Genomic DNA, 24,713 nt, shown 5'->3' with positions numbered 1-24,713 from the left:
TGCAGGGCCAAGGCCGATCAGTTCAGGACAACAACTGATCCGGAAAAAGCCGCCGGTCAGGCCCGCGCCTGCCCCACCAGCGTAGGCTCCATCGCCGTTTCATCGGCCGGCATCGGATCAAAGCTGTCGGCCCGCGCCGCCCGCCACATGCGCTCGTAAAACTCACCCTCAACGTGGCCGCCAAGCAATGCTCCGGGCTTGAGGAACACATGCATTTGCGAGAACAGCTTGACCTCTGTGGCAGACATGCGCCGGACCAGATGCCGTGCCGTCAGTTGCCGTGGATGGGTCAAACCGGCGGCGGCGAGCATTTCGGCCAGGGCCTTCAAGGTACTGCGGTGGAAGTTATAGACCCGGGTCGCTTTGTCTTCGACCACCAGCGCGCGCTGGCGCAGCGGGTCCTGGGTGGCGACACCGGTCGGGCATTTGTTGGTGTGGCACGACTGGGACTGGATGCAGCCGATGGCGAACATGAAGCCGCGTGCGGCGTTGCCCCAGTCGGCGCCGATGGCCAGGACACTGGCAATATCGAAGGCGCTGATGATCTTGCCGCTGGCGCCGAGTTTGATTTTGTCGCGCAGGTTGATGCCCACCAGGGTGTTGTGCACGAACAACAGGCCTTCGCGCATCGGCACGCCAAGGTGGTCGGTGAACTCCACTGGCGCGGCGCCAGTGCCGCCCTCTGCACCATCGATCACGATGAAGTCTGGCAGGATGCCGGTTTCCAGCATGGCCTTGGCGATGCCCATGAACTCCCAGGGGTGGCCCAGGCACAGCTTGAAACCCACGGGCTTGCCGCCGGACAACTCACGCAGCCGGGCAATGAAGTGCATCAGTTCCAGCGGCGTGGAGAAGGCGCTGTGGCTCGATGGCGAGATGCAATCCTGGCCCATCGGCACGCCACGGGTGCTGGCGATTTCCTGGGTAACCTTGTGCTTGGGCAAGATCCCGCCATGGCCGGGCTTGGCGCCCTGGCTGAGCTTGATCTCGATCATCTTCACCTGGGGGTCGCCGGCCTGGCGGGCGAATTTCTCGGCATCGAACTTGCCGTCGTCCGTCCGGCAGCCGAAGTAGCCACTGCCCAGTTCCCAGACCAGATCACCACCGTGTTCGCGGTGGTAAGGGCTGATGCTGCCCTCACCGGTGTCATGGGAAAAATGGCCCATCTTCGCGCCTTTGTTCAACGAGCGAATCGCATTGGCGCTGAGCGAGCCGAAGCTCATGGCCGAGATGTTGAATACCGAAGCCGAGTAAGGCTGCGTGCATTGCGGCCCGCCGATCTCAACCCGAAAACTTTCAGGGTCTGACAAGGGCGCGGGGCGCATCGAATGGCTGATGAATTCGTAGCCGGTCTGGTAGACGTTCATCAAGGTGCCAAACGGTTTGTCCGAGGCTTCGCTTTTGGCCCGGGAGTAAACCAGCGCGCGCTGGGCGCGGGAAAACGGCGTGGCCTCGTCGTCGGCTTCAAGCAGATACTGGCGAATCTCCGGGCGGATGCCTTCGATCAGGTAGCGGATGTTGCCAAGGATCGGGTAGTTGCGCCGTACAGCATGACGCGACTGTAAAAGATCAAAGATGCCCTGCAGGCTCAACAACCCCAGCACCAGGGTGAATATCCAGAGCCATTCATGCTGGTGCACGAACGGCAGGGTCGCCAAGGTGAACACGACGCAGCAGACAAAGAACGCATAACGACTGAGCAGCGAAAAACTCATGGGATTTCCTTCTGGCATGGCACGGTAGGATCACCATAGCAATAATCCCCTGTTGTTGATGGATTCAAGCAACAGAGTGCCAGAAGGTTTACACGCCCCGCTCCGGTACTGGACAACTTCAAAGTTTGAAGCGACCCACCATTTGATTGAGATCGACAGCCAACCGCGACAATTCCTGGCTGGCGGAGTTGGTTTGTTTGGCTCCGGCCGAAGATTGCAGCGACAGGTCACGGATATTGACCAGGTTACGATCAACCTCTCGCGATACCTGTGCCTGCTCTTCAGCTGCACTGGCGATCACCAGGTTGCGATCGGAGATCAGGTTGACGCTCTTGGTAATCTCCTCAAGAGCCTCGCCAGCACTTCGAGCGGCATCCAGAGTGGCCTGAGCACGAGCGTTGCTGTTCTGCATCGAAACGACCGCCTGGCTGCTGCCTTGCTGGATGCCCCCGACCATCACCTCGATCTCTTGGGTCGACTGCTGAGTACGATGGGCAAGAGCCCTTACTTCATCGGCGACGACCGCGAAACCGCGCCCGGCTTCCCCCGCCCTTGCCGCTTCGATAGCCGCGTTGAGTGCCAACAGGTTGGTTTGTTCGGCAATGGCCCGGATGACATCCAGTACTTTACCGATGTCACGCGTCTGTTCCGCGAGGTTGCGTATCTGATCAGCGGTGTTGCCAACGTCTTCGTTCATTTTCTGGATGGCAGTGACGGTCTCTTGCACACGTTGACGGCCATGCAACGCAGAGGTACTGGATTGTTGCGACGCCGTAGAGGTGCTGACCGCGTTGCCGGCCACTTCTTCGACCGCTGCCGTCATTTCATTTACCGCGGTAGCCGCTTGCTCTATCTCGTTGCTTTGCTGCTGCAACGAACGTGACCCTTCCTCGGTGACGGCATTGAGCTCTTCGGCAGCAGAAGCCACCTGCGTTGCCGACCCGGAAATCTGCTGCAAGGTATCGCGCAGATTCATTTGCATCTTCCGCAATGCCTGCTGCAAGCGCGAAACCTCATCATGGCCATCGGGCTCGACAGTTTGCGTCAGATCGCCGCTGGCCACTGTTTCGGCGGCCTGCACGGCTTCATCCAGAGGACGCACAATGCTGCGGGTAAAAATCACCGCGAGCAGGGCCGTCATGATCGCAGCCAGCACCAGCACGGTGATAACAATATTACGCGCCGATAGATACTGGTCAGCGGCATCGGCAACAGCCTTGTCAGAATCCTGACGATTCACGTCCAGCAACCATTGAATCAACGGCGCCATCTGATCGGAGTAACGCTTCAGATCACCATTGATCAGGCCCAGAATTTCTCCGTCACGCTTGTCAATGGATGCTTTGCGCAGCGTGTCCTGCGCAAGCAGATAATTAGCGAGTGCTTCTTTGAGCTGACGAAATTTATCGGCCTCTTCGGCACTGCCTACCAAAGGCGCATACTCGTCCATGCTGGCGTTGACCTTTTTGGTCAGCACCTCAAGACGCGCTTCGCCTTTATCAATGTCTGCCTGCGAGCGACCTACCTGGATAACGTACGAAACAGTACGCAGGCGGGTGGTGGTATCGGCCAGCTCACCGAGGATCCGAGTCGGTTTCAGGCTGTCCTGAGCAATGCTCGTCGTGGCGTCGTAAAGGCTGGACATTTTATTGAGACTCATCAGCCCCAGAAAAAGGACCAGCAACGCCATGATGCCGAAAAAAATCGACGCTCGTGGTGCAATACCAAAGTTACGCAGTCCCATCATTGCCGATCCCTTCGATTGATATTGAGAGGCTATCGGCATGACATGTCATAAATTGAAGCAATTGATGAATTGATTCATCAACCAAAATGTATGCTGGAAAGGCGACTTCAATAATCCTTGGCAGTCAACGACTCAGGCAGGCTGAACGTCACCTCCAGCCCATCGGCCCGATTGCTGAACACCAGACTGCCGCCGCAACGCTCGGCAATGGCTTCGACGATCGACAGGCCAAGGCCGCTGCCGTCACTGCCGGTCTTGCGCCAGAAGCGCCGGGTCATGTTGGGGATCTGCTCTTGCGCCATTCCCGGTCCCCGGTCAGACACGCAGAACTGCAACCCCGCCTCGCTGTGACGCACCCAAAACTCGACCGGGCTTTGCGCCGAGGAGTGACGCAGGGCGTTTTCCAGCAGGTTGCGCAGCGCCGACACCACCAGCGTGACCGGCGCCTGAATCGGCGCGGCGGGCAAGTCGGCCGCCAGTTGCAGGACCACTCGCGGGCGCTGCGCCGGGTCGATATCGGCAATGGCCATGCGTGCCACGTCCTCGGCCGAACCCTGCATGCCATCGTTAAAGTCCTGGCTGCCTTCGACCCGTGCCAGCAACAGCAATTGCTCAAGGGTGCGTTGCAGGCGATCGGCTCCAGCCTCGGCATGGGCCAACGACGGGTCGTCTTCGCCGTGCACCATCCTTGCCACTTGCAGGTGGGTCTTGATCGCGGTCAGCGGGCTGCGCAACTCATGGGCCGCATCGCCGCTGAAACGCCGCTCGCGCTCGATGGTCTGGGCAATGCGCGCAAACAATTGGTTCTGGGTGTCGACCAGCGGTTGCAGTTCACCGGCCAGAGCGCCCATCTGCAAGGGATGTAACGAGTCGGCGTCGCGCCGGGTCAAGGCTTCGCGCATGACCTGCAAAGGCTTGAGTCCCTGCCCGACACAGAACCACAACAGCGCCAGACTGCCCAGCAAGGCGACCAGGACCGGCAAGGCGGCGGCGAACAGCACCGAGCGATTGAGATGGTCGCGGTCATTGAGTTTATCAGCAGTGGTGATGCGTAAATTCCCCGCGACCAGGGTGAAGGTGCGCCATACGACATCTTCGATCACCTGCTGGCTAAAACCGTGAGCCTCGGGCTCAAGGGCCTGATCAGGAGCGGTCTGGCTGCTGAGCAGCACCTCACCACGCAAGGAGCTGACCTGGCAGGCCATACCGTTGGCCACCGCCAGTTGCTCGGCACTGATCGGCACGCGCGAACCGTCCTTATCCTGAATATGGGGCAACTGGGCAAACAGACTCGCGACCATATGCGCCGATGCCTCCAGCCGGCCATCGAGCGAGCGCATCATCTGCCCGTGCAGGTTCTGTAACATCCAGGCTGCCGCCAACAGCCAGAGCAGCACGAAAAACGAGCCCAGCATGAGGGTCAGGCGCAGGCGCAGACTCATGACTCCACTTCTCGACCGGCCGGGCCTAATCGATAGCCCAGCCCGCGCACGGTTTCGATAATGCTGTTGCCGAGCTTGCGCCGCAGATGATGGATGTGCACGTTCAGCGCGTTACTCTCGACGTCTTCGCTGAAGCCGTACAGGGCATCTTTGAGGTTGTCGCTGCTGAGCACCCGGGTCGGGTTGTTGAGCAGCACCTGCAAGAGTGCCAGTTCACGGCGTGGCAAATGCACCGGCTCACTGTCAAGCCAGGCCTGGCACGTCCCCGGATCGAAGCGTAACGGGCCATGCTCGACGATGTTCACACTGCGCCCGGCGGCACGGCGCACCAGCGTATGCAGGCGCGCTGCCAGTTCGCGCAGGTCGAAAGGTTTGAGCAGATAATCATCGCCACCGGCCTGCAGACCGGTGACCCGGTCGGTGACCGCATCGCGTGCTGTGAGGATCAGCACCGGCAACTCCATGCCCTGCTGGCGCAGGCGTTGCAGCAGACGTATGCCGTCTTCATCGGGCAGGCCCAGATCGAGAATCAACACGTCGAAATGCCCCATGCGCAGGCTGGCCTCGGCGCTGCGTGCATCGGCCACATGGGTCACGGTAAGACTCATGGCATTGAGCCCGGCCACGATACCACTGGCGATCAGCGCATCGTCTTCGATCAGCAATACGTGCATGGGGCAACTCCGGTATCAATATCAGCCAATCATCGGCCATTTCGATTAAGACGGCATTATCGGACATGTCCGCGCCGTAAAACACTGCATCGCCCGCTATTAACCCGCTGTTAATGCCTCACTCGCATGCTGCCCGTCCACCGTGACTGAAACAGGGGCTCCCATGCGTACATTGATGTTGCTAATCGTGCTGCTGTTTTCTAGCGTGGTATCGGCCAACGGGTTGCTGGGCAGCCGGCAGGCTGAGTTTTTGCCCGCCGACCAGGCCTTTGCCTTGAGTATCGATGCGCAAGCCGATGGTTCGACCCAGCTGTACTGGCGAATAACCCCGGGCTATTACCTGTACAAGCAGCGCCTGCAATTCTCTGGGCTGACGCCTGAGCAAATGCCTTCGTTGCCAGAAGGCGAGGCTCATCATGATGACTACTTTGGCGACAGCGAGGTCTATCGTCACAGTTTAAGCCTGAGCATCCCGCCGGGTTCGGCCAGTTTGGTCAAGCTGAGCTGGCAGGGCTGCGCAGACGCCGGCCTGTGTTACCCGCCGCAAAGCCGGGAAGTGGCCTTGCAGGCAGACCCGGCTGAAAAACCGCCATTGCAGGCCACAGATCAGGCACTGTCCGGAATGCTGGAGCAGCAGACACTGAGCTGGAGCCTGTTGATATTCTTCGGCCTGGGCCTGTTGCTGGCCTTCACGCCCTGCTCACTGCCCATGCTGCCGATCCTGGCCGCGATTGTGGTCGGCAAAGGCACTGCACCCGGTCGGGGGTTGTTGCTGGCCGGTGTCTATGTGTTGAGCATGGCACTGGTATACGCCGCCATGGGCGTGGCGGCAGCATTGCTCGGCGCCAACCTGCAGGCGGCGCTGCAACAACCCTGGGTGCTGGGCAGTTTTGCCCTGCTGTTCGTCATCCTGGCCTTACCGATGTTTGGTCTGTTCGAACTGCAACTGCCCGCCTTCTTGCGTGACCGGCTCGACAGTGCCAGCCAGCAGCAACGCGGCGGCAGTGTGTTGAGTGCCGGCCTGCTCGGGCTGTTTTCCGGGCTGATGATCGGCCCGTGCATGACCGCCCCCTTGGCCGCCGCGCTGCTGTTCATTGCGCAAAGCGGCAGTGCCCTGCACGGTGGCCTGGTGTTGTTTGCGCTGGGTCTGGGGATGGGCCTGCCGCTGATGTTGCTGGTCACCGTAGGCAATCGCTTGCTGCCCAAGCCTGGGGCGTGGATGGAACAGCTCAAGGCGCTGTTCGGCTATGTGTTTCTTGCCACCGCACTGCTGGTCGCCCGCCCGCTGCTGGCTGATACCTTGTGGTTGGGGCTGTGGGGCGTGCTGGCAATCATGCTCGCAGCCTGGCTGCGCGATCTGGCCAGGCAGCGCAGCGCTCGCCGAGCAGCAGGCCGCGCCGCTGCCGGTGTATTGGGGGTGTGGGGCGTGCTGATGCTGGTCGGCGCTGCGGGCGGCGCGAGTGATCCTTGGCAGCCACTTTCGGTGTATGCCGGCCGCAGCGCGCCGCTGCTCAGCAGTGCGCCTGCCAGTCAAAAACTCGACTCACTGCAGGCGCTTGAAGAGCAACTGGCTCAAGCGCGTAATCAGGGCCAGTGGGTGCTGGTCGACTATTACGCCGACTGGTGCGTGTCTTGTAAAACCATGGAAGCCAAGGTGTTCGCCAACCCTGAGGTACAGGCCAGTCTCAGTGGCGTGCGCATCGTAAAACCTGATGTCACCCGCGCCGATACCGCCAGCCAGGCGCTGCTCAAGCGCTTTGAAGTACTGGGGCCGCCGACCCTGCTGTGGATCGGACCGGATGGCAAGGAACGCCGCGAGGCGCGCATCACCGGTGAAGTAAGCGCTGACGAATTCATCCGCCATGCCAACGCCACCCTGAACCGAGGTTAAATCCAATACTTGTCAGTTAGACCAGTGGGAGCCAGCTTGCTGGCGAAGGCGGCGGCACATTCACAGCAGATGCAGTGTTTTTACTGGCCTCTTCGCTACCAAGGTAGCTCCCACCGGGGACATAAAGCGCTTAATCGAACAGTATTGAGGTGGGCCCGTCAGATCCACACGTCGTTCTGCGCGGTGCGCTCGCCACCTTCATGCCCGGTGTTGAGCACCCCGCGAGGTTCGATGAGCAGCAGTTTGACCTCGTGCTCGGCGTACGGTTTATGCTCGACACCTTTAGCCACCACGTACAGCTCGCCAGCGCCCAACAGCACATGCCCGTCACGAAAATCGATGCGCAGATTACCGTCGAGCACCAGAAAGGTTTCGTCGGTCTCGGCATGGCAATGCCAGATGAACTCGCCCTGAATGCGCACCACCTTGAACTGGTAGTCGTTCATCTCGGCCACCACTCGGGGTGACCACTGCTCGTTGAGTAGCGAGACCTTGTGCAGCAGGTTGATCGATTGCGTGTTGAGCGGATTCATGGACTGACACTCCTGGCTGATTGAGTGGTGTCAGCTTAATGAGGCCAGGACGCTGGCTTCTTGTACGATCCTGCAACCTCAGCCTTGCATCTTCAACCAGCGCGACGGCGACAACCCATAACACTGTACAAAGTGCCGGGTCATATGGCTCTGGTCGAAGAAGCCGGCCGCCAGCGACGCATCGACCAGGGTAAAGCCCGAGCGCAGCAGTTGCCGACATAGCGCCAGGCGGCGCTGGGTCACGTAGCGATAGGGGCTGGTGCCGTACAGCGCACGAAAGTCGCGCGACAGACTCCAGCGCTCGCGGCCGCTGACCCGCTCCAGTTCATCCATGCTCACCTGGCCGCCCTGACAATCATGGATGTACTCGCGAGCGCGCTCGGCGGCCTGATAATCGAAACTGCGTCGGCCCTTGGGGTGACCGGACACCGCTTGCAGCGCCTGGGCCAGGTCGAACAGCGCGTCCTGTTCTTGCAGCGGCTCCAGCGGGCAATCCATGGCCTGCATGAACGTTTCGTTGGCCCGGTACAAACGCGGATCGGTCGACAGGCCGCCCTTGATAAACGGCAATGGCTGGCCGCCTAGAATCTGCTGGATCAACACCGGCTCGATATAAATCATCCGGTAATGAAAGCCCTCTTCGGTGCCCGCCATGCCGTCGTGCAATTCATCGGGATGCAACACCATGGTGCCGCCCGGCAGGCTGTGACGCAGGCTTTTGCGGTACAGAAAACTCTGCACCCCTGACAAGGTACGGCCAATCGCGTAGGTATCGTGGCGGTGCGGGTCGTAACCGTGACCACCGAAAAACGCCTCGATGCGCTCGACCCTGGAGGAGTGACCGCTGTGCACGACCCAATCAGTGCGCGGCGCCATGGATCACCTGCACAATGGGCTCGATCACGCCACTGGCCAGTGGCAGATCAGGGTCGCCATAGGCCGCGACATTGGCTTCATGATCGCCTTGCGGTACCGCCTTGAACACATGATTGACGCCCGCCAGGATACGCAACACCGAGCCCGGCCGGGCCGCATGCAGCGCCTCGGCGTCGTTGATCCCGACCTGCAGGTCGCTGTTACCCTGCAGGATCAGCACTGGCTTGTTGACCCGCGACAGCAACTGCGCCGGGTCGAGCGCGAAGCCACTGATCAGAAAGCTCTGCACCTCAGGTCTTAGCAACGGTTGCAACACGCCCGGCACCTCAGCCACCGGCACCCCGCGCTCCAGCGAGTCGATCACCGCCAGCGCGGCGTCCAGTTGCTTGCGCTCGACCGGGTTGCGGGCCAGTTGGCTGCGCAACACCTGCCCCATCGGTCGGCCGGGGGCGGCCAGCAGGATCACCCCGCACAGGTCCGGGTTGTTCTGCGCCGCCAACATGGCGACCAGGCCCCCCTCACTGTGGCCCAGCAACCAGACGCAGCGATAGCGTTCACGCTGGGCCAGATAGCTCATCCATAAGCGCACATCGCTGGCGTAGTCCTGAACGGTCACCTGATTGGGATTGGCAATCGCTGCGCGGCTGCCAAACAGCCCGCGCTTGTCGATGCGCAAGCTGCTGATGCCTTGCCCGGCCAGCCCTTGGGCCAGCAGCCGGTAGGTGGCGGCACGAATGCCCAGCGGATTGTTACCGTCGCGGTCAGTCGGGCCTGCGCCTGGCACGATCAGCACCACCGGGGCCTGCGGGTCGGCGACAGCAACAAGGCTGCCCGAGAGCGCCCCCAAAGGACCTGGGACCTGCACGGTTTGCTCGGCAGCGAGCACCGGGATCGACATCAATGCCAGAGGCAATAGCAGCCTCTGCGTCCACTTCAAGAACATCTTCAACCTCAGCTCAGGCGCCGTTGGATCGGTCACGCCGCGCATGCTGCCTGCCGCCGCCCGGATTGGCAAATGCCCCGATCAACAAGCCCGGCTTCAGGCTGACCGGCGGATATCGAACTTTAAACCGGGCCGCTGCGAACCCAGTGCCATGTGCGCCAGGCCCGCCAACCACAGGACCGACACGCCGTAGTTGAGCCGCTGATACAGACCAAATAGATGCCCGGCCTCCAGCGCTTGAGCCATAAACGCCACACTCACAAGCGCCAGCACGGTACAGAGCGCGGAATAACCGCCAAAGCCGCGAGAGTGCAGCAGCCGTTTGCCCAGCAAGATCCAGAGGGCACTGGCCAGGGTCAGCGACAGGAACATGACCAGCCCGGCCAGGTTGTGCAGTTGTTGGGATGAGGACGGCTGCTCAGGTGCACAGCCCTGATCGCAGGCAAAGTAGCCGGTGGCAAAACTGGCCAGACCATGCAGCGCAATCAGCGCGGCGCTCAGCTGCGCCAGACGCGACCCGCGAAAACGTTGGCTCACACCCAAGGCAAACAGCACGAACAACACGCCAAGCGGGTAGTTGTTGACCCATGGCGAGTAGCCGTGAGTAGCAGCGCCCTGCGCACCCAGTTGACTCATGGCCTGGTCGAGATGGCTGTAGCCGGGATAACCAAGCGCCGTGAACAGCACACCGAAAAACAGCCAGACGGGAATCAGCCGGCCCAGATTCAGGAAAATCGTTTGCATTGTTATTCCTTTAACTTGCTTGCGCAGATTGGCTGTCAGTTCATTTCAGATACGAACGCAACAATGTGGAAATCTGCTCGATTTCGACCTGACGTTGTTCAGCGCTCAGCTCGGCATCGCCGAGGTGGTCGCGAATGTGCCCATCCATCACCTCGGCCATCAAGCCGTTGACCGCGCCGCGAATCGCCGCAATCTGCTGCAGGATCGCCACGCAGTCTTTTTCATCTTCCAGCGCTGTTTCCAATGCATTGGCCTGGCCACGGATCTTGCGGACCCGGGTCAGCAACTGCTTCTTGCCCTTTACGGTATGAGCCATTAGCCTTCCTAAAACTATACTGGGGTATAGTATAAAACTTCATTTCTGGAGCACGCTGCTCATGATCACTCGTGACACCGGGCATTGCCTGCATTCGCATGAGTTTCACCAGCCCGATCTGTCAGCCGAACGCAAGACGCGAATCGCCATGTGGATCACGGCAGTGATGATGCTCGTGGAAATCGTGGGTGGTTGGCAATTCAATTCTATGGCATTGCTCGCCGATGGCTGGCACATGAGTTCCCATACCCTGGCACTGGGCCTGTCGCTGTTCGCCTATGCGGCCTCGCGACGGCTGGCCAGTGACCCGCGCTTCACCTTCGGCACCTGGAAAATCGAGATTCTGGGTGGCTACACCAGTGCCATCCTGTTGCTCGGCGTGGCCGGGCTGATGGTCTTTCAGTCCGTCGAGCGGCTGCTGTATCCCGGGCCAATCCACTACGACGAAGCCATCGTCATTGCCGTGGCGGGGCTGGCAGTGAATCTGCTGTGCGCCTGGTTGCTGCGTGACGACCATCACCATCACGGCCATGACCACCCTCATGACCACGGCCAGCATCACCACGACCTGAACCTGCGCTCGGCCTATCTGCATGTCCTGGCCGATGCAGCGACCTCGGTGCTGGCGATCATCGCCCTGCTGGCCGGCAAATTCTGGGCAGCCGGCTGGCTGGACCCGGTAATGGGCATTGTCGGCGCGATACTGGTGGGGGTATGGGCCAAAGGCTTGTTGCGTGACACCGCACGGGTGCTGCTGGATGCAGAAATGCAGGCACCGGTGGTGGCCGAGGTGCGCGAGGTGATCGAACAGTTGCCGGTCAGCTCGACATTGACAGACCTGCATGTGTGGCGGGTCGGCAAGGACCAGTACGCCTGCATGCTGAGCCTGGCCTGTAACGAGCCGCTGGAAGCAGAAACGGTGCGCAATGCCTTGTCGATCCATCAAGAACTGGTGCATGTGACGGTGGAAATCAACCGCCCGGCACCGGTCTGAAAAGCGCTTGAGCCGCACCGACCAGGCGGCGCGGCTGACGGTGGCTCACCCCTTGGCGGCGAGACACTCCACTTCTACCCGCGCATCCTTCACCAGACTGATACCGCCCAAAGCACTTCTGGACGGATAACGGTCAGCTTCGAAGTAGCGGGTGTAGACCTCGTTGAACTGGCCGAACTCGGCAATATCGGCCAGAAACACCGTGCATTTGACGACGTCCTGCATGCTGTGGCCATGGCTTTGCAGGATACGCTGGATGTTATCCATGGCTTGGCGCGACTCGGCTTCGATGCCGCCGCTGGCCAGCTTGCCGGTGCCTGGCAGCATCCCTAACTGGCCAGACAGATAGAGGGTATTGCCAACCTGGACAGCATCGGAAATGGGAAAGCCGCTGGCACCGGAATTGGCGAATTTGACCTGAGCTACCGCAGTCGTGGCGCCGAACAGGGCCAACAGGCCGAGCAGCAGTGAACGGGTGGTTTTCATGAAAGGTCCTTGATCTGATGAAACTGCATGCGGGCACTTCATAGTGAAGCGCCCGGCAGGCTATGTTTCCGATCAGGCCCGGTAAACCGGCAAACTGTCACGCGGCGCTGCTTGCACCCACAGCATGTAACCGCCCCCTCCCCGGCAATTACCTGAAGCGGTAGCTGGTGCTGAACATCAGCATGCGCGGATCACCCGGGAAGCACTGCGAGGTACTGGCACAGCTGGCGGTGTAATCCTTGTTGCTCAGGTTGCTGCCATTGACCGCAAAGCGCCATGGGCCGGTCTTGTAGTCGACCATCATGTCGTACAGGGTGTACTCGGGCGAATTGAAGCTGTTGGCCTGATCGCCGGCCTGTTCACCGATGTAACGTACTCCGGCACCGACTCCCAGGCCCGGCAGCAGGCTGGAGAGGTCATAACGCAGCCAGGCATTGGCCATGTGTTCGGGCACTTGCACCGGGCGATTGCCCTGGAAGCCATCGTTGCTCTTGGTGATTTCGGCCTCGATATAGCTATAGGTCGCCACCAGGTCGAGCTTTTCGGTCAACTGGCCATGCAACTCGACTTCAGCGCCGCGGTGGCGCTGTTCACCCACCTGCACACTGAAACCGCTGTTGTTCGGGTCGGTGGTGGTGACGTTCTGGCGCTTGAGGTCATACACCGCGAACGTCACATCGAAGGCCTTGCTCGGCGACTGGTACTTGATGCCGGCCTCGACCTGTTCACCGGTTTCCGGCTCGAAGGCCTTGCCACTGACATCACTGCCAGTGACCGGCACGAACGACTCGCTATAGCTGATGTACGGCGACCAGCCGCTCTCGAAGGCGTACAACAGCCCCACCCGGCCGGTGGTGGCGTTCTCGTCAGTGGTGGTGCGGGTCGTGCCGCGATGGGACTTGAGTTCCGAGTCATCGTGGCGCAAGCCCAGCAGCAGGTTCCAGCCGTCACCGAACTTGATCTGGTCTTGCAGGTACAGGCCGCGCTGCAGCAGGTCTTCGGTGCCGCTGGTGGCAGCCTGAAAAGTCTTTGCTCCGGGCGTCACGTTGTAAGACGGGTTGTACAGGTCGATCGCCGCCAGAGTCGAGGTGTGACGGGTGTCATCGGTATGGAAGTCGAACCAGTCCAGCCCAACCAATACGTCGTGGCTCAGCGGGCCACTGTCGAACTGCACGTTGAGCTGGTTATCCATGGTGAACACTTCACCTTTGACATCTCGCCACTGGATCTGGCGGTTGTAGTTGCGCTTGTTGGCGGCCAGCGAGGTGGGGCTGGCGAACGCGCCGTCCAGGTCGTATTCGTTGTAGCGCAGCTTCTGGCGGAAGCTGACGTTGGGTGCGAACCGATGCTCCAGCTCATAGCCGAACATCCGCTGCTCGGTGGTGTAGTTGTCGATGCCCGGCACCCCGACAAAACGGTCGCGGTCGATCTTGCCGTTGGGGTTAGCGAGCACGGTGCCCTCAGCCGGCAGGCCACGGATCGGCACATAGTGGCTCTTCTGGTAACTGGCCAGCAGGGTCACGCTGGTGTCGTCATTGATGTCCCAGGTCAGCGACGGGGCGATGTAACTGCGGTCGCGGTCGACGTGATCGACGATGTCATCGCTGGAGGAGTACAGCGCCACCAGACGATAGCGCAGGCTGGCATCGGCATTGAGGCTGTCAGACAGATCGGCGGTGTATTTGCGCTGGCCGTAGTTACCCAGGCCCATGCCCACTTCGGCCTGTGGCTGATCAGTGGGCCGCTTGCTGACCTGGTTGATCACACCGCCCGGTGCGATCTGGCCATACAGAATCGAGGCCGGCCCCTTGAGCACTTCAATGCGTTCGAAGGCAAACGGGTCGCTCTGGATCCACATGTCCGAATCCATGCGCATGCCATCAACGAACTTGTAGGCACTCTGGACGAAGCCGCGCACGATAAAGTCATCCAGCCCCCGGCGCCCGCGCTGGCCGGCATTGACCCCGGCGGTATAGCGCAGGCTCTCGGCCAGCGACTGGGCGTTCTGGTCACGCAACTGCTCGCTGCCGATCACACTCACCGTTTGCGGCGTTTCGTTCAGCGGGGTATTGGTCTTGGTCGCACTTTGCGCGCGGTCAGCCTTGTAACCGGTGAACGGGGCGGTGCTGGAGGTCTGTTCATAGCTGGACTGAACAGTGGTATCGGGCAGCTCCAGTGCCTGGCCAGCCGACGTCGGGCTGTTGTCGGCCATGACCGCCGGGCTGATAGCCAGTAAACCAATGGCCGTACCACGGGCAGCCGAGACGAGGGGACGTGAAAAATGCCGCATGCGGGTGTACCTGAAGAGGAGAAATAGGCGGAGTGCGCGTATTAAATAGAAACAAATATCATTTGTGAATCTCTTTTATATACACCACCGCTAACCCATCTGCCAGCCGTCAGTGCTCGCCATAAACTCACTGTCCAATGCCAGTGCTGCCTTGAAAACCGGGTCATGGGAGACCACCACCAGTGTCCCGGTATAAGCCCGCAGCATGGCTTCCAACGCCTGAAGGGACGGCAGGTCCAGGTGATTGCCCGGTTCGTCGAGCAACAGCAGTTGCGCGGGCGTCTCGGCGTACAGGGCCAACGCCAGCGCGGCCTTGACCTGTTCGCCACCGCTGAGCCGGGCGCTGGGCATCAGGATCTGTTGCGCATCAAGCCCCAACTGCGCCAGACGCATGCGCAGCACAGCTTGCGGCTCGCGCCGGTTCAGCGCTTGCAATTGCTCAAGCACCGAACGATGCGGCAGCAACAGGCTCAGTGGCTGATCCAGCAGCACGCTGGCGACTGACACCCGACAATGCCCTGCCAGCGGTGCCTGCTGACCGGCCAGCAGGCGTAACAGACTGGATTTGCCGCAACCGTTCGGCCCGCTGATTGCCAGCCGCTGACCGCTGCGCAGGGCCAGGTTGATCTGTTGCCTGACCGGGACATGCGCCAGTTCGACATCAAGCAACTCGGCCACCCAACGTTGCGGCGGCGTATCGACCGGTGGAACGTGCAGGTTGATCAGCCGCTCGTCGTCCAGTTGCCTGGCGGCCTCACGGACATTGGCTGCCAGGCGGGCGGTCTCGTCCAGTTGCCGTTGCTGTTGTCGGCCTGCCGACTGTTCGCTGCGCTGCTTCTGGCGGCCCAGCAGGATCCTGGCCTGATTGGCCTCGCGCCCCTGGCGCCGGCCTTGCGCCTGACGGCGCTGCTGGCATTGCTGCTGCTCACGCAGCGCTTGCTGGCCGCGTTTGAGCTCCAGACGCCGCTGTTGCAAGTGCTGTTCGGCACCGTGCTGTTCGGCGGCCTTGCAGCGGACGTAGTGCGGGTAATCGCCGCCATAGCTGTGCAGCCCCGAGGGGGTCAGCTCGACGATGCGCTGCATGGCCCCCAGCAACTGCCGGTCGTGACTGATTACCAGCAAACCGCCCGGCCAGCGTTGCAGTTGCTCGATCAGCGCCGCTCGGCTCGACGCATCAAGGTGGTTGCTCGGCTCGTCGAGAATCAGAAAATCAGCCTGCGACAACATCGCGCCCAGCAGCGCCACGCGCATGGCTTGGCCCCCGCTGAGCTCAGACGCCGGGGTGGTGGCTTGCAGATGCCCAAGGCCAACCGATTGCAACGCCTGCTCCAGGCGCTGACGAATATCCCAACGCTCGCCGACGGCGTCGAAATCCTCAATGGCCGTGCTACCGGCCTCAATGCGCTGCAACGCCTCCAGCACCGTCTGCACACCGGCCAGTTCGGCGACACAGGCGCCATTGGCCTGCTGGGCCAGGTAATGCACCCGCCCGCTGCGCAGGCAACGGCCACTGGCAGGTTGAAGCTGGCCGACAAGAATCCGCGCCAGCATGCTTTTGCCGACACCATTGCGCCCCACCAGCCCGGTCGGCTGCTGGTCGAACTGTGCACTGAGATGCGTAAAAAGCGGTCTGCCATCAGGCAACACAAAACAAACGCTATCAAGCGTCAGACAAGGGCCCGTCATATGAACTCCACAGATGCCGAAAACACCCCGCAGCAAAGCGGGCTAGTTAAACGAGCCGTCAAAGGACGGCGGCATCAATGGCGCATCGGACGAACACCTCAATCGGAGGAAACAAGCGCCACACTTTAGCGCCGATCAGGCATGGGTCAAGTGCCGGTGGTCTTCAAGCATTGCACCTGCAACAAGTCGCTGGACAATTCCCTGCATTCGAAACGTACCGGCAAGAAACACTCGATCACGCTGATATTGCTCTGCAAGTGCTCGCTCACATGCGTGGTGCTAAAGCTGCCGCCGCCGGCCAGCGCCATGGGCAACAGCAATTGATCGGCCAGATGCTCAGCCACCGCCGCCTCACTGGCCAGCCAGCGCCGTGCGCCGTCCACCGCCAGGTCAGCGACCTTCTCGGCCCGCAGGCTGGCCTGACCCAGCGCACTGAACAGCTCAGTCAGGTGCTCGCAGGTGAACTCCAGCAACAGGGCATTGCCCGGTCCGCGTTCGGCATCCAGCACCTGGCGCAACAACTCTGCCGGCTGCAGGTCCAGCCGCCTGGCCGCCCGCCCCAGTTCACGCTCGGCCACATGCCCGGCCACTGCGGCACTGAGCGCCGTGGCACGCCGCGCCAGCACGCGACCACGCTCGTTCAGTTGCAGCGGCTGCAAGGCCGAAGGCTGAATGATTGCCTGTAGCTCACCACCACCGGCCGGCACAAAACCATGGCGCAGCAACTCAAGCTCGACCTGCGCGCCCATACGCTGCAACAACGGCACAAAGGCCCGCTGGAGAAAATCCGCCGGTGGTGCCAGCGGGTTATGGGTGCCGCCCGTGACATTCACCCGGCTAGGTGCAGGTGCCTGTAGCAGCGCAGGCAAAAGGGTCTGCAATACCAGGCTGCAACTGCCGGCAGTGCCGATGCTGAAGCGGTAATCACCGCCACGGACCGGGCCGGGTACAAAGCTCAGCGATTGAGAATGCAAATGCGCACCTTCGGTGTGTGCAGTGCAGATCTCGGCCGCTGCCAGTACCGCTGTCAGATGCTGACGCAACAGTCCGGGCCGACTGCGCCGGGCGCGGATATTGTGGATATGCAGCGGCTGGCCGGTGATCATCGACAGGCTCAAGGCACTGCGCAGCACCTGCCCGCCGCCGATGGCGCCGTCCAGTTCAATGACGTTTTTCATCGTTCCCTCTGATTCGATCAAGGCCGCCGGCCTTTACCCAGGCCGGCAGCCCGGGCGTGCCGCTCAGGCATCTGGCGGCAACGCGAGTGGCGCTCGGTGCGGTGCATTTCATGAGCCCAGCTCACCCTTTCACGCACACCACCTGACGCAGGGTGTGCAGCACTTGCACCAGTTCGCGCTGGGCGTCCATGACCTGGTCGATGTCCTTGTAGGCCATCGGAATCTCATCGATCACATCGGCATCCTTGCGGCACTCGACATGGGCGGTGGCGCGAATCTGGTCCTCGACGGTGAAGAGCTTTTTGGCTTTGGTACGGCTCATGGTTCGCCCGGCGCCGTGGCTGCACGAGCAAAACGCCTCCTCGTTACCCAGACCGCGGACAATGAAGCTCTTGGCGCCCATCGAGCCTGGAATGATGCCCAACTCGCCCTTTTTCGCTGATACCGCGCCTTTACGGGTGATAAACACGTCCTGGCCAAAGTGCCGCTCTTTCTGCACATAGTTGTGGTGGCAGTTCACCGCCTCCAGTGCCACCTCAAAGGGCTTGCTGATGACCTGCCGGGTGGCATGGATCACCGCCTGCATCATCAGCGCACGGTTCTGCCGGGCGAAATCCTGGGCCCACCCCACCGCCTCGACGTAATCGTCGAAGTGCTGGCTGCCTTCCTCGAAATACGCCAGGTCACGGTCCGGCAAATTGGCGATGTGCTGACGCATATCCTCCTGAGCCTTGTGGATGAACAGGTTGCCGATGGCATTGCCCACCCCGCGCGAGCCACTGTGCAACATGAACCAGACCCGGTTGGCCTCATCAAGGCACACCTCGACAAAGTGGTTACCGCCGCCCAGGGTTCCCAGGTGGTTACGGTTATTGGTCTTGCTCAGTTGCGGGTTCTTGTCGGTGATCAACTTGAAGCGGCTGGCCAGCGCACCCCAGGCGTCATCGGCCTGCTGCGGCACATTTTCCCAGGCGCCTTTGTCGCGTCCTCCGCGACCGGAAGTACGCCCGTGCGGCACGGCCTTCTCGATCGCACTGCGCAAGCCATGCAGGTTATCCGGCAGGTCCTGGGCAGTCAGCGTGGTGCGCGCGGCAATCATGCCGCAGCCGATGTCCACACCGACTGCCGCAGGAATGATCGCCCCGACCGTGGGGATCACACTGCCGATGGTCGAGCCCTTGCCCAGGTGCACATCCGGCATCACCGCCAGGTGCTTGAAGATGAACGGCATCTTCGCGGTGTTCATCAACTGCTCACGGGCTTCGCTTTCTACCGGTACGCCCTGGGTCCACATCTTGATGGGCTTGCCGTTGGCGACTTCGAGTAGCTGAAAGGTTTTCTCTTGCATGATCGGGTTCTTCTCTAATTGGCCGATTACTCGGCGTCTATTCACAGCCTCAAGGCGACAAAAGGGGGTGAAACATGTACCGCGCTCTGCCATTGAGCTACCGCCTCACGGCGGGCGGGGATCGAACCCGCGACCTCGGCATCCTGTAGTTCCACCGGCATTCGCCGGGCAAATTCAAAAAAGTGGCACGACTAAAGGGGGTGACTGAAAGCAGGTCCAGGACCTGCTGCCGGAATCGAACCGGCTAAACCAGATGTACAGCCACCGGCATTCGTGCCGTTCACAGGCGCTGACCAGGGTTTGACGAGACGTCTTGGAATGTAGTCCCGTCAGCATTCAGCACCGGTGAAGCAAAAAACTCATTTCCGGCCCAAGCCGGTCCCGCAGGTTTCGATGGCCCGCACCCAGTGCCGGGCAGCATATTGGCCCAGGGCGAACTGCTCGATCACATCGAACACCGCATCACTGAAGCCGCCGACGTTGAGGATATCCTCACGCTCTGGCGCCTGGGTGGTCGCGCCGGGCTGCATGTCGATGCACACCAGCCGCGCCTGCGGATTGATCCGCTTGATGCGCTCCCATTGGCGCATGGTCTCGGTGGCACCATGGCGCCGCGCATCGATCCATGACTCGTTGTCCGAGACCAGGATCAGCGTATCGACCCTGGCCTTTTCATCAGCCAGGCGCGCCAGCGGTGCCGAACAATTGGTGCCGCCACCGCCAATCGAGGCCAGCTTCTGTGCGTTGCTCATCACGCTGTCACGCGGGTTGAGCCTGACCTTGACCACCTCGAACTCAAACGGCAACACCCGGGCCTTGGGCTGCTTGCGCAGCACGGCGGCGGCGACCAGTGCGGCCACATCAATGCAACGCACCGCCGTGGTCGCGCCCTGCCGATAGCCGGTGACCGGGCTGTGCATCGAACCGGACACATCCGGGCAGACCACCACCGCGCCCGGCAGCGTCGGCACGTTGGCCAGCGATAACTCCAGCGCCTCTTGCAAAGCCTCACGCACCACCTGCGGGACTTCGTCGCCGGCCATTCGGTAAGCGGCCAGCAACTGGTACGGATAGACCCGCGCCTTGGCCACCTGTGCAGCATCGGCCAGCCGCGCCGCCACTTGCTCAGCGCATCCCGGCACCTGGAACGCAGCATGCCGCGCCAGGGTATTGAGGTTCATCCGCAATGCCTGCCAGCCCATGTATCGGGCCTGTTCAGCCCATTGTTCGGCACTGAGGGTTTCATTGCCGAGCAACTGCAATGGCACCGCTGGCACCTCGGTCGTGGCACCGCTGCGAAACGCCAGCAAGTCACGGGTCAGCTCCGGCAAGGCCTGCACATCCACCGGTTTGCCGAGCAACCAGGCAAAGAACGCGGCACGCCAGGCTTCGGCAGGTTTGGGGTGGACCATCTTCACCACATCAGCCAGCGAAGGCTGCGTGCCTACCGATGCCTGCAACAACTGGTACTCGCTGGCATTGTTCAGCCAGTCCTGCACCAGACGCTTGGGCTGCGAGCCCAGGGAGCGACGCCCGGTCACGCCGCTGCGCAGAATCTGCACGAAGGTGCGCAGCATCTTGCCGCTGTCCACCACCTGAGCGAACAGTTCGGGCACCAGCGCCGAGCGCTGAGCCACCAGCGCAGCCAACAGCAGTGCCGGCATGTCCTTCATGTGTCCTCGCTGGCGGGCATACACCGCCGCCTTGGCCACGTAGCGGCTGTCCAGCTCAGCGACCAGTTGCAGCACGCTGTCAAGCTGGGCCTGGGCCGAGGCATGGAAGGTCTGGTTCAGGCAACCGGTCACCGCCAGTTGTGCCAGCTTGTGACGGGCGTTGTAGGCATAGGCCGGCGCCTGGCTTGCATTGACAGTATCAGTGACCGGTAAGGTCGCCGCCTGGCGATTGAACAGTTTGAAGTTGGCCATCTTGGCGTCTCGCTCTGATGTTCCGTTGTTATCAGAGGTATTGCAGCCGCTGTGCCAGCTTTCGAAAATCACTCTAAATAAATTTATAAGTGTTTGATTAATAACGAATTAATTTTAAAAGATGAATTTTATTGGTCCGTCAGCGAGACAAAACCGCCGACAAAAATTATCCTTGGTTATCGTCATTTATCTAAAAGGATAAAAATGCCAGGCAAGCGCACTGTGGCTGTAGGGTTTATCGGCTCCAAGCTTGACCGGGTCGGCAAAGGCGCCAACCGCTGGTCCGTCTGGCGGCCTACTGTCGGCCTGTGCCAGCAACCGGACCTGCTGATTGATCGCCTGGAGCTGATCCACAGCATCGACGCCCGTGACGTTAGCCTGGCCCAGCGCGTGGCCGATGACATCCGTCAGGTCTCGCCGGAGACTGAAGTCCGCCTGCAGCCGATGGACCTGAAAAATCCCTGGGACTTTCAGGAGGTGTATGGCGCCCTGCATGACTTCGCCGCAGCGTATGCCTTCGACACCGAGCATGAGGACTACCTGATCCACATCACCACCGGCACCCACGTGGCGCAGATCTGCTGGTTTCTGCTCACAGAGGCTCGCTACCTGCCGGCGCGCCTGGTGCAGACCTCACCTGCCCGCCGTCTGGAACCGGATCTGCGAGCACCGGGTACCCACTCAATCATCGATCTTGACCTGTCGCGCTACGACCACATCGCTTCGCGCTTCGCCGGCAAGCGCCTGGAAGGCCTGGCGTTTCTCAAGTCAGGCATTGCCACCCGCAGCACCACCTTCAACCGAACCATCGAACAGATCGAGCGGGTCGCGCTGCGCTCCACCGCACCGATGTTGCTGATCGGCCCGACCGGTGCCGGCAAGTCGTTTCTGGCCCGGCGCATCTTTGAGCTCAAGCGCAGCCGGCATCAGGTGCAGGGCCGTTTCGTGGAAGTGAACTGCGCGACCTTGCGCGGCGACGGCGCCATGTCGGCACTGTTCGGCCATATCAAAGGCGCGTTCACCGGCGCCCAGAATGCTCGCGACGGCCTGCTGCGTGCGGCAGACGGCGGCATGCTGTTTCTCGACGAGATTGGCGAACTGGGCGCCGATGAACAGGCCATGCTGCTCAAAGCCATCGAAGAAAAACGCTTCTTCCCCATGGGTTCGGACAAAGAGGTCGACAGCGACTTTCTGATCATCGCCGGCACCCATCGTGACCTGCGCGAGCGAGTGGCCCAAGGGCTGTTTCGTGAGGACCTGTATGCGCGGATCAACCTGTGGACCTTCAACCTCCCCGGCCTGAGTGGCCGCCGCGAAGACATAGAACCGAACATCGACTTCGAACTGGAACGTCATGCCCGCGAGCAGGGCCGGTTGGTTCGCTTCAACCTTGAAGCGCGGCGCCGCTACCTGGATTTCGCCAGTTCCAGCCAAGCCGCCTGGCTGGGCAATTTCCGTGAGCTTTCAGCGTCGATCACGCGCATGGCGACCCTGGCCGACAGCGGGCGCATCGACCAGAGCCAGGTCGAGGAAGAAATCCAGCGCCTGAGCTATGCCTGGGGCCTGGTTGCCGAACAGGACGACCTGCAACCGCTGCTGCAAGACGACCTTGAGCTGGACCTGTTCGATCGTCTGCAACTCAAGGCAGTGATCGACGTCTGCCGCCACGCAGGCAGCCTGTCCGATGCCGGACGCAAACTGTTCGACGTGTCCCGCCAGGGCAAGGCCAACCCCAACGACGCCGACCGGTTACGCAAATACCTGGCGCGCTACGGGCTGGAGTGGAAGCAGATTCGCGGGTAAGCCTAATATTGTTCAGACAAGCACTGCGGACCAAGTGGGAAGAGCCGGGGGCATACAGTACCTAATCAAACAGTATTGCGGATAAGCCGATATTGACTGGCGCCAGCCGCTGGCCGCTCATGGCGGAACCGGAACCATCAGGCAGATGGCTATGGTAAATTCAGCCCAACAGACTTTTGATTATCTGCAACAGGGTGCCATGAGCCCAGTTCTCACCATTCGCCGTTATCAGGGTGAATCCCCTCACCACCAGCACGCATTTACGCAACTGGTGCTGCCGATCCATGGGCGGATGGAAATAGAAGTACAAGGCCATGGCGCCAGGCTCGACACTTCAACGGCAGCACTGGTGGCACCCGGTATGGCACACGCGCAACAGGCTGATGCAGACAGCTGTTTTCTGGTGCTCGACTGCCCGAGCAGTTGGTTGCAGGACAAAGCCCTCGACACGTTGGCCCAACGCATTTATGTGCCTGTTTCGCCAGCCGCCAGACGACTGATTGAATTTGCCGAGCTGGCAGGCAGTCAAGCCCTGGTCAATCACGCCGAGCAACTCGCACCGCTGCTACTGTCCGCACTCGCCGCCGGGCCTCAATCGGCAACTGGAGGTCTCCAGCGCCTGCTTGCGCAAGTACAGGCCAATCCGGCCGCAGCCTGGAGCAATGAAGCGATGGCGAGCCTCGCGGCCGTCAGCCTGAGCCAATTACACCTGCGCTTTCGTGAACTGCTCGATACCACCCCGCAAGCCTGGCTGACTCAGGTTCGCTTGCGCCAGGCCCAGCGCTGGTTGACCGATACGCACCTGCCGATTGCCGAGATTGCCCTGCGCTGCGGCTTTTGCGACCAGGCAGCGCTGACCAGAGCAATGAGCCGGCAGTGCGGTACCACACCGGCCGTCTGGCGCAAAAACACTGGCATGAAATCACCCCGGTAAAAACAGCCTGGGTAAAAAATCCGGAATTTTCGAGCAATATCCACCCGCTCCCCCCACCTAGACTCGCAGCCTTGCATTTGAATAAGGCGACAGGCTCATGCTGGCAGATCGGGTTGCGCTCAAGGGCATGTTTTATGGGGTTGGCGCCGGATTATGCTGGGGGGTGATATTTCTCGGCCCCAAGCTCGCACCGGAACTGTCTGGCGCCCAGTTCGCCATCCTGCGTTTTCTTTGCTACGGCCTGATTTGCGCCGTGTTGCTGACACCGCGCTGGCGCATCGCGTGCGCCGCATTGCGTCGCGAAGACTGGATTTCGTTGTTCTGGCTGAGCCTGATCGGCAATCTGCTGTACTACACACTGGTCGGCAGCGGCGTACAACTGGCCGGAGTCGCCACCACATCACTGATCGTGGGCTTGATTCCAGTGCTGGTTGCGCTGGCCGGGCGCAATGATGACCAGGCCGTCCCCCTGCGTCGTCTGGCACCATCACTGTGCTGCGCCGGTGCGGGAGCGGCGCTGATCAGCCTGCACACCCTGCAAACCGGCGCTGCTGGCCAGTCAGCCCATATCGGCCCCGGCCTGCTCTGTGCCTTCGGCGCATTGCTGACCTGGAGCTGGTTCGCGGTCAGCAATGCCCGACGCCTGAATCGCATGCCGGGCGTATCAGCCTACGATTGGGCGTTACTGGCCGGCGTCATGACCGGCGCCCAGTCCCTGCTGCTGGCCATTCCCCTGTTGGGGCCGGAGATAACCCACCATGATCCCCAGAAGTGGCTCAGCCATCTGATGGTTGCCGGCGGCGTGGCCCTGCTCGCTTCGCTGCTTGGCGGGGCACTGTGGAATCAGGCCAGTCGCCTGCTGCCACTGGCACTCAGCGGCCAGGTGCTGGTCATCGAAACCCTGGCCGCGTTACTGCTGGGCTTTGTGTGGGAGGGGCACTGGCCGGATGCAATGCAGTGGTCAGCCATTGTCCTGCTGATAACAGGCGTGGTCTGGTGCCTGAGATGCCATCAGGCCAGGACGCAAAGCGGTTGATTCAAGAGTCTGAAAAAACGTAAGCGAGGCAGCCTGCGCGATTGCAACGCCGTACTGGCGAGTGCGGCCATTTCGTAAACACCCTCTAAAGCGCAAAGCCAATGGAACTACCCGTCCCGCCACGCCACTCAAGGGGCTTTAAGCGATCCTTC

20 protein-coding genes and 1 pseudogene are annotated in these 24,713 nt (G+C 61.2%); 5 read left to right on the top strand and 16 right to left on the bottom strand.

The features are described from left to right. Positions 1–56: 56 nt before the first annotated feature. From NRB16_RS03090 to NRB16_RS03075, 5 genes and pseudogenes are all read right to left on the bottom strand, one after another. Positions 57–1,715: an FMN-binding glutamate synthase family protein gene (locus tag NRB16_RS03090; RefSeq protein WP_253113342.1), complete on the bottom strand. Its 1,659-nt coding sequence runs from the start codon at positions 1,713–1,715 to the stop codon at positions 57–59. 118 nt (positions 1,716–1,833) lie between these two features. After that, positions 1,834–2,691 carry a methyl-accepting chemotaxis protein gene (locus NRB16_RS29550; protein WP_373568429.1) on the bottom strand — a complete coding sequence of 286 codons (858 nt, stop codon included), beginning with the start codon at positions 2,689–2,691 and terminating at the stop codon, positions 1,834–1,836. Continuing rightward, positions 2,689–3,459: pseudogene (locus tag NRB16_RS29545) on the bottom strand (MCP four helix bundle domain-containing protein); the annotation flags it as partial. The gene NRB16_RS29550 and the pseudogene NRB16_RS29545, both read right to left, overlap by 3 nt. Positions 3,460–3,569: 110 nt before the next feature. After that, positions 3,570–4,904: an ATP-binding protein gene (locus NRB16_RS03080; RefSeq protein ID WP_045488318.1), complete on the bottom strand. Its 1,335-nt coding sequence runs from the start codon at positions 4,902–4,904 to the stop codon at positions 3,570–3,572. After that, the gene (locus tag NRB16_RS03075) at positions 4,901–5,578 is read right to left on the bottom strand and encodes a response regulator (protein WP_045488315.1); all 678 of its coding nucleotides are present in this window, start codon (positions 5,576–5,578) and stop codon (positions 4,901–4,903) included. The genes NRB16_RS03080 and NRB16_RS03075 overlap by 4 nt, the downstream gene beginning before the upstream one ends. Before the next feature lie 163 nt (positions 5,579–5,741). On the opposite strand from NRB16_RS03075, the gene dsbD reads away from it, so the two are divergent. Next, on the top strand, positions 5,742–7,469 hold the full coding sequence (gene dsbD, locus NRB16_RS03070; RefSeq protein WP_257105444.1) for a protein-disulfide reductase DsbD: 1,728 nt from the start codon (positions 5,742–5,744) through the stop codon (positions 7,467–7,469). Between the two features lie 158 nt (positions 7,470–7,627). Here dsbD and NRB16_RS03065 read toward each other — a convergent pair whose 3' ends face one another. The 5 genes from NRB16_RS03065 to NRB16_RS03045 form a co-directional block, all read right to left on the bottom strand. Further along, positions 7,628–8,002 carry a cupin domain-containing protein gene (locus NRB16_RS03065; protein ID WP_045488311.1) on the bottom strand — a complete coding sequence of 125 codons (375 nt, stop codon included), beginning with the start codon at positions 8,000–8,002 and terminating at the stop codon, positions 7,628–7,630. A gap of 78 nt (positions 8,003–8,080) precedes the next feature. After that, positions 8,081–8,878 (bottom strand): AraC family transcriptional regulator, encoded by a 798-nt coding sequence (locus NRB16_RS03060; protein ID WP_257105443.1) that lies wholly within the window; start codon positions 8,876–8,878, stop codon positions 8,081–8,083. Next, the gene (locus NRB16_RS03055; protein WP_084710240.1) at positions 8,862–9,821 is read right to left on the bottom strand and encodes an alpha/beta hydrolase; all 960 of its coding nucleotides are present in this window, start codon (positions 9,819–9,821) and stop codon (positions 8,862–8,864) included. Before NRB16_RS03055 ends, NRB16_RS03060 begins: the two co-directional genes overlap by 17 nt. A 96-nt stretch (positions 9,822–9,917) precedes the next feature. Beyond that, a complete protein-coding gene (locus NRB16_RS03050) occupies positions 9,918–10,565 on the bottom strand; it encodes a DUF998 domain-containing protein (RefSeq protein WP_257105442.1) in 648 nt (215 codons plus the stop codon). A gap of 40 nt (positions 10,566–10,605) precedes the next feature. Continuing rightward, positions 10,606–10,881, bottom strand: coding sequence for a metal/formaldehyde-sensitive transcriptional repressor (locus NRB16_RS03045; protein ID WP_257105441.1), 276 nt, complete (start codon positions 10,879–10,881; stop codon positions 10,606–10,608). A 61-nt stretch (positions 10,882–10,942) separates the two neighbouring features. On the opposite strand from NRB16_RS03045, the gene dmeF reads away from it, so the two are divergent. Further along, entirely contained in the window at positions 10,943–11,875 is a 933-nt protein-coding gene (gene dmeF, locus NRB16_RS03040) for a CDF family Co(II)/Ni(II) efflux transporter DmeF (protein ID WP_045488302.1), read from the top strand. A gap of 45 nt (positions 11,876–11,920) precedes the next feature. Here the strand turns inward: dmeF and NRB16_RS03035 are convergent, their stop codons facing one another. The 6 genes from NRB16_RS03035 to NRB16_RS03010 all read right to left on the bottom strand — a co-directional run bounded on the left by NRB16_RS03035 (position 11,921) and on the right by NRB16_RS03010 (position 20,788). Further along, positions 11,921–12,361, bottom strand: coding sequence for a RidA family protein (locus NRB16_RS03035; protein ID WP_045488299.1), 441 nt, complete (start codon positions 12,359–12,361; stop codon positions 11,921–11,923). A 148-nt stretch (positions 12,362–12,509) separates the two neighbouring features. Next, positions 12,510–14,651, bottom strand: a complete 2,142-nt coding sequence (locus NRB16_RS03030; RefSeq protein ID WP_257105440.1) for a TonB-dependent siderophore receptor — start codon at positions 14,649–14,651, stop codon at positions 12,510–12,512. Positions 14,652–14,741: 90 nt separating this feature from the next. Next, positions 14,742–16,337 carry an ATP-binding cassette domain-containing protein gene (locus tag NRB16_RS03025; protein ID WP_045488296.1) on the bottom strand — a complete coding sequence of 532 codons (1,596 nt, stop codon included), beginning with the start codon at positions 16,335–16,337 and terminating at the stop codon, positions 14,742–14,744. Positions 16,338–16,483: 146 nt separating this feature from the next. Beyond that, on the bottom strand, positions 16,484–17,515 hold the full coding sequence (gene rtcA / locus NRB16_RS03020) for an RNA 3'-terminal phosphate cyclase (RefSeq protein ID WP_257105439.1): 1,032 nt from the start codon (positions 17,513–17,515) through the stop codon (positions 16,484–16,486). A gap of 121 nt (positions 17,516–17,636) precedes the next feature. Further along, entirely contained in the window at positions 17,637–18,863 is a 1,227-nt protein-coding gene (locus NRB16_RS03015; protein WP_253113321.1) for an RtcB family protein, read from the bottom strand. A gap of 359 nt (positions 18,864–19,222) precedes the next feature. Beyond that, complete coding sequence (locus tag NRB16_RS03010; protein ID WP_253113313.1) at positions 19,223–20,788, bottom strand: RNA-binding protein; 1,566 nt, start codon at positions 20,786–20,788, stop codon at positions 19,223–19,225. Between the two features lie 204 nt (positions 20,789–20,992). On the opposite strand from NRB16_RS03010, the gene rtcR reads away from it, so the two are divergent. From rtcR to NRB16_RS02995, 3 genes are all read left to right on the top strand, one after another. Then, on the top strand, positions 20,993–22,591 hold the full coding sequence (rtcR, locus tag NRB16_RS03005; protein ID WP_257105438.1) for an RNA repair transcriptional activator RtcR: 1,599 nt from the start codon (positions 20,993–20,995) through the stop codon (positions 22,589–22,591). Between the two features lie 199 nt (positions 22,592–22,790). Then, positions 22,791–23,525 carry an AraC family transcriptional regulator gene (locus NRB16_RS03000; protein ID WP_257105437.1) on the top strand — a complete coding sequence of 245 codons (735 nt, stop codon included), beginning with the start codon at positions 22,791–22,793 and terminating at the stop codon, positions 23,523–23,525. Between the two features lie 97 nt (positions 23,526–23,622). Beyond that, positions 23,623–24,561: a DMT family transporter gene (locus tag NRB16_RS02995; protein WP_257105436.1), complete on the top strand. Its 939-nt coding sequence runs from the start codon at positions 23,623–23,625 to the stop codon at positions 24,559–24,561. Positions 24,562–24,713: the final 152 nt, after the last annotated feature.

The organism is Pseudomonas sp. LJDD11 (genome assembly GCF_024584215.1).
Taxonomy (GTDB): domain Bacteria; phylum Pseudomonadota; class Gammaproteobacteria; order Pseudomonadales; family Pseudomonadaceae; genus Aquipseudomonas.
This window is presented reverse-complemented; position numbering and strand designations above follow the sequence as displayed.